General features: G+C 70.3%; 10 protein-coding genes. 2 read left to right on the top strand and 8 right to left on the bottom strand.

The window, feature by feature from the left end; genetic code table 11:
• Window positions 1-704 precede the first annotated feature (704 nt).
• Window positions 705-1,328, top strand: a complete 624-nt coding sequence (locus ABZ281_RS25075) for a TetR family transcriptional regulator (protein ID WP_356658882.1) — start codon at window positions 705-707, stop codon at window positions 1,326-1,328.
• Window positions 1,329-1,456: 128 nt separating this feature from the next.
• On the top strand, window positions 1,457-1,666 hold the full coding sequence (locus ABZ281_RS25070) for a helix-turn-helix transcriptional regulator (RefSeq protein WP_356658880.1): 210 nt from the start codon (window positions 1,457-1,459) through the stop codon (window positions 1,664-1,666).
• 143 nt (window positions 1,667-1,809) lie between these two features.
• Here the strand turns inward: ABZ281_RS25070 and ABZ281_RS25065 are convergent, their stop codons facing one another.
• The 8 genes from ABZ281_RS25065 to ABZ281_RS25030 all read right to left on the bottom strand — a co-directional run.
• Window positions 1,810-3,069 carry an NAD(P)/FAD-dependent oxidoreductase gene (locus tag ABZ281_RS25065; protein WP_356658878.1) on the bottom strand — a complete coding sequence of 420 codons (1,260 nt, stop codon included), beginning with the start codon at window positions 3,067-3,069 and terminating at the stop codon, window positions 1,810-1,812.
• 11 nt (window positions 3,070-3,080) lie between these two features.
• Entirely contained in the window at window positions 3,081-3,248 is a 168-nt protein-coding gene (locus tag ABZ281_RS25060) for a hypothetical protein (RefSeq protein ID WP_356658876.1), read from the bottom strand.
• Between the two features lie 14 nt (window positions 3,249-3,262).
• Window positions 3,263-4,228, bottom strand: coding sequence for a fumarylacetoacetate hydrolase family protein (locus ABZ281_RS25055; protein ID WP_356658874.1), 966 nt, complete (start codon window positions 4,226-4,228; stop codon window positions 3,263-3,265).
• 93 nt (window positions 4,229-4,321) lie between these two features.
• The gene (locus ABZ281_RS25050; protein ID WP_356658872.1) at window positions 4,322-5,260 is read right to left on the bottom strand and encodes a VOC family protein; all 939 of its coding nucleotides are present in this window, start codon (window positions 5,258-5,260) and stop codon (window positions 4,322-4,324) included.
• A 24-nt stretch (window positions 5,261-5,284) separates the two neighbouring features.
• Entirely contained in the window at window positions 5,285-6,313 is a 1,029-nt protein-coding gene (locus ABZ281_RS25045) for an amidohydrolase family protein (protein ID WP_356658870.1), read from the bottom strand.
• Window positions 6,310-7,449: an FAD-dependent oxidoreductase gene (locus tag ABZ281_RS25040; RefSeq protein WP_356658868.1), complete on the bottom strand. Its 1,140-nt coding sequence runs from the start codon at window positions 7,447-7,449 to the stop codon at window positions 6,310-6,312. The genes ABZ281_RS25045 and ABZ281_RS25040 overlap by 4 nt, the downstream gene beginning before the upstream one ends.
• Window positions 7,450-7,564: 115 nt before the next feature.
• A complete protein-coding gene (locus ABZ281_RS25035) occupies window positions 7,565-8,536 on the bottom strand; it encodes a cyclase family protein (RefSeq protein WP_356658866.1) in 972 nt (323 codons plus the stop codon).
• A partial coding sequence (locus tag ABZ281_RS25030; protein WP_356658864.1) for a fumarylacetoacetate hydrolase family protein occupies window positions 8,533-8,900 on the bottom strand: 368 nt, incomplete at its 5' end. The genes ABZ281_RS25030 and ABZ281_RS25035, both read right to left, overlap by 4 nt.

Genomic DNA, 8,900 nt, shown 5'->3' with positions numbered 1-8,900 from the left:
AACCCTCCGCTGCGTGTCTTCTTCCGCACGCCCCCCCTCCACCACGTCCCTCTGGTCTACGCCGAGCGGCTGAAGTCCTGGGAGGAGTGGGCGGCGGTCCCCGCCGTGGCCGAGGGCGCCCCGGCCTGAAGCCGCGCGCGGCAGCGAGACGCTGCGGGCCGATCCGTGACGAGGTGGAAGGTTCGGGCGGCAGCCCGCAGACATGAAGACGGGCTCGGTGGTCAGGATCCACTTGCGGCTCCCGAAGTGTCCGGGAGTCCCCGGCGCACTGTAGGCCCTTCCCGTCGGGGTGACGGGGAGGGCCGGGTGGGCACGGGGCGGTCATCCCCCCTTCTGTCACCGGTGGTCGTCCGGTCGCCTGACCATCGACCGGGATCCCGGTCGGTGGGTCAACTTCTCGGGGCGGGTGCCGGCGTCGCCGCCGACCTCGGCGCGGCCGGTCCGCCAGGCGGTGAGCGGTGAGCGGGCCTGCGGCCGCCGTCACGTTCCCTGCTCGCGGCCCAGGGTTTCGTCGTAATCGCGGCCGTCCCCGAGGGCGGAGGGTGCGGCCGAGCAGGTCCTCCGGGTCAAGTGGGCCCTCACCTCGCATCCGCTGACGCGCTCCGTGGGAGTGACGTGAACGGCCGGCGTGCACAGTGTGGCCGCCGGGAGCCCATGTTTCTGATGCTCAGTATCAGATTGAGCCGCTGTTGTATTCTTTGCTCATGACCGACTCCGCCCGCACCTCCGCCCAGTCCGCCACCAAACCGCCCGGTCTGCGGGAGCGTATGCGCGCGACGGTCCGGAAGGAGGTCGTCGAGGCCGCGCTCCGGCTCTTCAGCGAGCAGGGATTCGACGGGACGACCGTCGACCAGATCGCCGGTGAGGTCGGGCTGTCGCGTGCCAGCCTGTTCCGGTACTTCGGCACCAAGGAAGACATGGTCCTGCAGGGCTTGGAGGAGACCGGCCGTCAGATCGCGGAGGCGTTCGCCGCCCGTCCCGACACCGAGCGTCCCTGGAAGGCGCTGCGCAAGGCGTTCGACGTCCTCACGCAGGCGAACGAGCAGGCGCCCGAGCAGGCGCTCAGCTATCTGCGCATGCTCCAGGAGACTCCGTCACTGCGCGCACGGCACTTCGAGAAGCAGCTGAGCTGGCAGACGATGCTGGAGCCGGAGATCGGCCGGCGGCTGGGCGTCAGCGCCGACCAGCCGGAGGAGGTCGGGCCGAACGCGCTTTCCGGGGCCGCGCTCGCCTGTCTGGACGCGGCCGCGACGGGCTGGGTGGCCTGTGGGGGCACCGTTCCCCTGGCCGTACTGCTCGACCGCGCGATGGGCACGCTGACGGAATAGTTTCACCAAGGCCCCCTGCATCCTGGAGCCACAGGGGTAGGACAAGGGCTCGGAGAGCCTGAAGTGGTGGTGCCTTCAGGAAACGCTGCGCTAGCGGCAACGTGGGCCTTCTCGGAGAGCAACGGGGCTTGTCCCTGGCGGAGTTGGCCGGGCAGGCGAGGCCAGCGAAGCAGGTGCTCTCGCATCTGGAGCAGGGCGCGGGCAATCCCATAGTGGGCACACTGTTCTCGATCGCCGTGGTGCTTGGCGTCCCCGCGACCCGGCTGGTGGCCGAGTTGTCGGCGGCGAAGCCCAGTTTGCGCTCGGCCACCTCCGAGCGGATCCCAGCGATGTGTTGACCGACGGTCGTGGAGCGTAGGGGAGGTTGTTTTCGACTTCCCGATGAACGCTTGGCGTTCTGCGCCGGGGTGTGCGTCGGGCGGCTGTTGTTCTGGGGCAGCGCCAGCCCCGCCGGGCGCGGGCGCGGGCCCCAGCCACGTGGTCAGGAAGCGGTGTGGTGTGTCCCGTCGAGGCCGAGGAGTGTGATGAAGCGGGCTTCGGCCCGGTCGATCTCCCCGAGCTGAGTGAGGATCGAGTCGGGGGTGGAGTCACCGACCACCTTCTGCATCAGTGGGGTGCGGTCCAGGATCGCGTCCCGGACCGGTTGCAGAGCGCGCGGCGCGTGATGGAAGACCTGCCCGAGGACGTAGGCGTGCTGGGACTGCCGGGCGGTGTGCGGCTTGCGGGGGGCTTCGAAAGCGTCGAGTGCGTGGCGGACAGCGTCGTAGTCGCTCAGGTCCACCCCTGCCAGGCGGCGGCCGAGGAAATAGCCGTCCTCGGTGGCCATACCGGCGCCGTACCCCGCGTACGGGGAGGTGGGATGCGCGGCGTCGCCGACGAGAGTGGCGCGGCCCTTGGACCACTGCTTCAGCGGCTTGCGGTCGCGGATCACCCAGCGCTGAACGTGCGTGGGGTCGGTCGCGGCGATCAGCTGGGGGAGCGGACGGGCGAAGGCCTGACCGAGGCTGGTCGCGTTCGAGTGCAGGTCCCCCGAGAACTCCCGGCCGGCGTCAAACGCCTCGAGTATCCACCACTGGTGGCCGTCACGTCCCTTGTCGCGGATAGCGGTCCAGCTGCCCTGCACCGTGCGGGTGTGGGAGAGGACGCACATCCCGGGCTCGGTCTCGACGCTCTCGTCGAAGGTGTAGCCGCCGAAGATGTGCAGGTTGTGCTCGCGCTTGGGGCTGTCGCCCCACAGAGTGCGGCGGACCAGGGAATCGATGCCGTCCGCGCCGATCACGAGGTCCGCCTCGTGGACTCGTCCGTCCGCGAGGTGCAGTCGAACACCGCTCTCGTCCTGCTCGACGCGCTCCACCGTGTGGTCGACCCGCAGGACTCCCTTGGGCAGCGCGTCGAGCAGCCGCTCGTACAGCTCGGGGCGCAGCAGGCCGACAAAGCCACCGCCGTAGTCGCGGACAACCTGCTCCGGAAGGGCCGCGCGGACCCGGCGGCGCCCGCGGGCGTTGCGGAACTCGGACGTACAGGGCGCACCCAGGTCCTCGATGTTCACTCCGAGCAGCCCGAGTGCCTTGATGGGTGGCGGCCACAGGTTAAGGATGTTGCCGGCGGGTCTGGCGTGCGGGTAGCGCTCGAACAGCACGACCTCGTGGCCGGCCTGGTGGACGGAGAGTGCGGCGGCCATGCCACCGGGCCCGGCGCCGATGACGGCGACGCGGCCGCGCTGGGCGGGAAGCTTCTTCATGGTGGATTTCCTCAGCCTTGGTCGTCGTTGACCTGGTAGTTGGTGAGGGCGGGCTTCTCCCATACAGGGTCGTTGCCCGGCCAGGAAGCTCTGGGTGTGCGCGTGGCCCGTGCTCGCCGAGGTGGTTTTGGGCTGTCCCAGCCCTGGTTCGAGGCCTTGGTGATCTTGCGTGTCGCCATGATCAGTGCGCGGTTCACGGGCGCGCTCGCGGGCGCCTACGGGCGCGAGGGACGGCCACCGGTTCGGCACCGGGTACCACGGTGTTGGAGACGGTGCCGATGCCCTCGACGGTGAGGGTGACGGTGTCGCCGGGCTTGAGCGGTGGCGGGTCCTGGCGGCCGCGTACGCCCCAGAGTTCGGCGAGGCAGCCGCCGTTGCCGCAGGTTCCGGAGCCGAGGACGTCGCCGGGGCGGACCCAGGTGCCGCGGGAGGCATACGCGGTCATCTCCTCGAAGGTCCAGCTCATGTTGGACAGCAGGTCCTTGCCGACGGCCTCGCCGTTGATCTCGGCGGTCAGCGCCAGGCGCAGGAATCCGTCGCTGTCGCGGTAGGGCTCCAGCTCGTCCGCGGTGACGAGGTAGGGGCCGAGGGTGGTGGCGGTGTCCTTGCCCTTGCAGGGGCCGAGGCTGACCTGCATCTCGCGGGACTGGAGGTCGCGGGCGGACCAGTCGTTGTAGATGGTGTAGCCGATGATGTGGTCGCGGGCCTGCTCGGGGGTGAGGTCGCGGCCCTCGCGACCGATGACCGCGGCGACTTCGAGCTCGAAGTCCAGTGCCTGGCTGCCGGGCGGCACGGGGACGTCGTCGTGAGCGCCGATGACGGCGTAGGGGTTGGTGAAGTAGAAAGTGGGCGCGTCGTGCCAGGCGTCCGGGGCGCCCGAGACTCCGTCGATGCTTCGCCGTACGCCCTCGACGTGCTCCTCGAACGTGACGAAGTCGCGTACGGACGGCGGTTGGAGCGGCGGCAGCAGTCGCACCTGGGAGACGTGCGGGCCGCGCGGCACGTCCAGGCCTGCGCTGCCCGCCTCGCGCAGCGCCTCGGGACCGGCCTGGATCAGATCGAGAAGCGAGGCTCGGCCGGGGCAGGGGTAGAGGACGTCGTCGTCCTCGACGGTGGCGAGACGGCTGCGGCCGTGCTGTTCGTACGTGGCGAAACGCATGGCATTCCTAGGGAGCTGGGTGGGTTGGCACAGGCCGGGGGCGCGGCGGCCTGGCAGGGCGGGGGAGTGCGCCGAGCCCCCGGGGACAAAGGGTCAGACCGGCGGAGCGACGAAGACGCCGCGGTCGACGTCGTTGAGCATCTCCTTGGCGACCATCTCGTTCATCGGGTTGGACGTGCCCCACTGGTCGGCGTTCTCGGGCTTCGTCAGGTCGTAGATGTGCGGGTGCCAGGTGTCCTCGTCCAGCTTTTCGAGTTCGGTGGTGTACTCCACGGTGTTGCCGTGCGGGTCGAGGAAGTACGTGAAGGTGTTGTCGCCCGCCATGTGCCGCCCGGGGCCCCAGATCTTGCGGGCGCCGGAGCGCATCACGCGGCCGGAGCCGCGCATGTACTCGTCGATGCCGCGCATCTCGAAGGAGAGGTGCTGCAGGGAGGTGTGCGGACCGCTGGCGATGGCCATGGAGTGGTGCTGGTTGCTGACCCGCATGAAGTGCATGACCTCGCCCATGTGCGGCAAGGCCATCGTGTCGGACAGCCGGAAGTCGAGGTGCTGCTCGTACCAGGCGCGGGTGGCGTTGATATGGGGGGAGTTCAGGACGACGTGCGAGAGACGGACCGGGATGGACTCCTTCTCCTCGATGCGACGGTGCCGGCGCGCCTCGACGTCGGCCGAAACCTCGATGGTGCGGCCGTCGATGTCGAAGAAGCGGAAGCCGTAGCCGCCGCCGGGAGTGTCGACCTTGCCCGGCTGGGAGATCAACTGCACTCCACCCGCCAGGAGTTGCTCGGCGAGTGTGTCCACGTCGGCGGGGTTCGCCGCGCCGTAGGAGATGAGGTCGAGGCGCTTCTCCTCGGCCTTGCGCAGCCGGACGATGTACTGCTCGGGGGAGCCCTCGGCGGCCAGGAAGGAGATCCCGGAGTCCTCGGCGACCTTGGTCAGGCCCCAGACGCCGGCGTAGAAGTCGAGCTGCTTGTCGTAGTCCGGCACGGCCAGGTCGACGTGCCGCAGGTGGGTGAGCAGACGTGAGCTCATGGTGGGGGTTCTCCTCTGTGAGGTTCAGACGGTTCCGACAAGGCGGAGCAGCGCTGCCGCGTTGCCGCCGCGTACGGCGTGGAAGTGGGGGGCGGGCAGGTCCGTGACGTCGCGCAGCGCGCCGAGCGGGTCGTCGGTGCCCATGTCGAAGGGGAAGTCGGAGCCGAGCAGCACCCGGTCGGGGCCGGCTGCCCGGATCAGTTCGCGCAGCACGTCCGGGTCGTGGACAAGGGAGTCGAAGTACAGCTGCTTGAGGTAGCTGCTGGGCGGGTGCGCGCAGCCGCGGGTGTCGGTGCGGGCGAGCCAGGCGTGGTCGGAGCGGCCGATGTGGGTGGGCAGATAGCCGCCACCGTGGGCGGCGACGATGCGCAACCCCGGGTGCCGGTCCAGGACTCCGGAGAAGATCAGATGGGACAGGGCGACGGCGTTCTCGGTCGGCTGCCCGACAGTGTTGGACAGGTACCACCGGTTGAGGCGCTCGTCGAGCGTGCAGCCGAAGGGGTGCAGGAAGAGGATCGCGCCGGTTTCCTCGGCCCGTGTCCACAGCGGCTCGTACGCGGGGTCCGACAGTTCGCGTCCCGGCGCGTGGCTCGAGATCTCGACACCGCGCAGGCCCAGGCCGAGGGCGTGCTCGAGGGCTTCGACGGCGAGGCCCGGGTGCTGGAGCGGGACCAGGCCGAGGCCGTGCAGCCGCTGCGGGGCCTGGGCGACGTGCGCGGCGGTGCCCTCGTTGGCCAGTTCCCACACCGTACGGGCCAGATCCTCGTCGGCCCAGTAGTGGTAGTGCGACGGAGACGGCGAGACCAGCTGGACGTCGATCCCGGAGGCGTCCATCGCGGCGAGCCGGGCCTTGACGTCGGTCAGCCTCGGGAAGCGGTCCCGGAACATCGGGCCGCTGACGGCGATGGCCTCGGGGCCGTTGCGGCGGGCGTCGAGATCGCGGGCCGCGGCCAGACCGGGGTGGCCGGCGACGGCTTCCTCGACCTGAGGGAGCAGGACGTGCGCGTGGACGTCGATCGTGGGTGCGCCGTTCTGGTGACTCACGGGGTTCACGGGGTCTCCTGCAGGGCGGACATCGTGCGGCTCATCAGACCGGGTGCGTCGGCGTCACGGACGCCGTCCAGCTGCCACTGACCGAGTTGCACGGATGCCTCGACCACCATGCGGACACGGTTGATCCGGCGTTCGTAGAAGCCGGTCAGCAGGGCGTCGAGGGAACTCCAGTCCTGCTCCTCGCTCAGCATCCCGGCCAGTACGGAGGCGTCCTCCAGCGACATGGCCGCCCCCTGCGCGATCGTGGGGGGACAGACGTGGGCCGCGTCACCGATCAGGACGACCCTGCCGCGGTGCCAGGAGCCCTCGACGAGCAGCCGGTCGAACCAGGTGTAGTTGACCTTGGCGGGGTCGGTGATGCTCGCGGCGATCTCCGGCCACGCACCCCCGTAGGGCGCGGCCAGCCGCCGCATCTCGTCCGCGTACGAGGCCGCGTCGATGGAGGCGCGGTCGCGGTTGGCCTCGACGAGGTAGGCGTAGATGGTGTTCTTGCTGGTCGGGCAGTAGCCGGCGATGTAGCACGGTCCGCCGTAGGACAGGTCCATGCGCTCCACGCGCTCGGGGCGGGGCACGGGGACGCGCCAGATGGCCATGCCGGTCGGTTCGGGCTTGTCGCTGATGTCGATCATCGCGCGCGTGCGGGAGCCGACGCCGTCGGCGGCGATGACAAGGTCGTAGCGGCCCTCGGTGCCGTCGTTGAACCGGGCGGTGACGCCGGACGCGTCCTGGACCAGTTCCTCGGCGGTGGTGCCGAGGCGTACCGTCGCGCCGCTCTCGAGGACGGCCTCACACAGGATCTCCTGCAGCCGTGGCCGCTGCATGCCGAAGATCGAGGGCAGGTCGTCCCCACCGGTGCGGAAGTCCTTCTGGACATGGAACACGGTCCCGTCGGGCGCGGCCATGCCGACGGCGTCGACGGCGTAACCGCTCTCCCGGACCTTGTCCCATACGCCCACTTCGCGCAGCACGCGCAGCGCGTTGCCCTGGAGGGTGATGCCGGAGCCCAGCACGTTCCAGTCGGATTTGGCCTCGATCAGTTCCACGGTGATGCCCGCCCGCTGCAGCAGCACGGTCACGGCGTTGCCGGACGCGCCGCCGCCTATGACGAGGACGGTGCGGGGACGGGGGTCGTTCATGGGTTCTCCCTGAGATGGTGCCGTGCGACTTCGAGCGGCAGAGGGGGGTGTTGCGGGCCGGGCGGTCGAGGGTGGCGTTGCCGTCCGGGCGCGGCCCGCCCGGCAGTCCAGGGCGTTACTTGACGGCGATGGGATTCACCGGTGAGCCGACGGACCCGGTGATGGGCAGTGGCGCGGCGGTGAGCCAGAACTCGTACCGGCCGTCGGCGGCGCAATGTGCGGCGAGGGCGTCGAGGTCCCACATCTCACCGATGAGCAGACCGATGTGAGGGATGGCGACCTGGTGCAGCGGCTGGAAGGCGTGGTCGAACTCGTTGGGCCGCACCTCGAAGCCCCAGGTGTCGGTGGCGATCCCGGCGATCTCGCTCCGGTGCAGCCAGCCGGCCGTGCTGAAGCTCAGCCCCGGCGCCGGCCCGCCCGCGTAGTCGCCCCAGCCTTCGTGACGGGCGCGGGCCAGGCGCCCGGTGCGCACGAGGACCAGGTCGCCACGACCGACGGTCACACCGTGCGAGGCGGCGGTTGCGGTCAGGTGCTCCTCGGTGATGGCGAAGCCGTCGGGCAGTTCGCCGTCCTCGCCGATGACCAGGCCCACGTCGAGGAGGACGCCCCGCCCGGCGACGTGCGGAGCCATGTGCTCGATGCCGGTGACCAGGTCGCCTTCGCAGGTGACGACCTTCTCCGCCGGGCGGCCGTTCCACGCCTTGCCGTGATCGAAGATGTGCCCGAGGCCGTCCCATTGGGTGGAGCACTGCAGGGGCATGGCGATCACGTCGTCGGCGCCACCGAAACCGTGCGGAAAGCCCTGGCCGCCCAGAGCGGCGTCGGTGCCGGTGGCGAGCATGGTGTGCACCGGGTTGGTACGCCGCCGCCAGCCTTTCTGCGGGCCGTCCATGTCGAAGGCCTGTGACAAGGAGAAGCTGACGCCGTCGCGGATCAGGGCTGCGCCCTCGCGGCGCTTGGCCTCGTCGAGGAAGTTGAGCGTGCCGAGTACATCGTCCTCGCCCCAGCGGCCCCAGTTCGAGTACGCCTTGGCGGTCTCGGCGATCGCCGCCTCGGGATCCGTACGGTCGATACGGGCGGCGGTCATCCTGCGTCCTCCGCGACACAGCGGGTGCGCTGGGCGCCGAGCCCGGTGACCGAGCCGTCCATCACGTCGCCGTCGCGCAGCACCCGGCCCCAGTGGATGCCGTTGCCGGCCGGGCTGCCGGTCAGAACCAGGTCGCCGGGAAGCAGTCGGGCGCTCTGGGAGATGTACGCGACCAGCCGTGCGACGCCGAAGATCATGTCGTTGGTGGACTCGTCCTGCATGGTCTGGCCGTTGAGTTTCAGGGTGACCTGCAGGTCGGACGGGTCCGCGATGGAGCCGGCGGGGACGATCCACGGGCCGAGCGGGGTGAAGCCGGGGGCGTTCTTGCTGCGCAGCCAGTCGGTGCCGATCGGGGGCATGTCCC

This window comes from Streptomyces sp. NPDC006265 (assembly GCF_040613555.1).
GTDB lineage: Bacteria > Actinomycetota > Actinomycetes > Streptomycetales > Streptomycetaceae > Streptomyces.
Note: the sequence above shows the minus strand (reverse complement) of the source record. Positions and strands in the feature narration are given on the sequence as shown.

Coding starts and splice junctions, on each gene's coding strand:
- ABZ281_RS25075 (WP_356658882.1), top strand. CDS start 705: ATGACCGACTCCGCCCGCACCTCCGCCCAGTCCGCCACCAAACCGCCC.
- ABZ281_RS25065 (WP_356658878.1), bottom strand. CDS start 3,069: ATGAAGAAGCTTCCCGCCCAGCGCGGCCGCGTCGCCGTCATCGGCGCC.
- ABZ281_RS25060 (WP_356658876.1), bottom strand. CDS start 3,248: ATGGCGACACGCAAGATCACCAAGGCCTCGAACCAGGGCTGGGACAGC.
- ABZ281_RS25055 (WP_356658874.1), bottom strand. CDS start 4,228: ATGCGTTTCGCCACGTACGAACAGCACGGCCGCAGCCGTCTCGCCACC.
- ABZ281_RS25050 (WP_356658872.1), bottom strand. CDS start 5,260: ATGAGCTCACGTCTGCTCACCCACCTGCGGCACGTCGACCTGGCCGTG.
- ABZ281_RS25040 (WP_356658868.1), bottom strand. CDS start 7,449: ATGAACGACCCCCGTCCCCGCACCGTCCTCGTCATAGGCGGCGGCGCG.
- ABZ281_RS25035 (WP_356658866.1), bottom strand. CDS start 8,536: ATGACCGCCGCCCGTATCGACCGTACGGATCCCGAGGCGGCGATCGCC.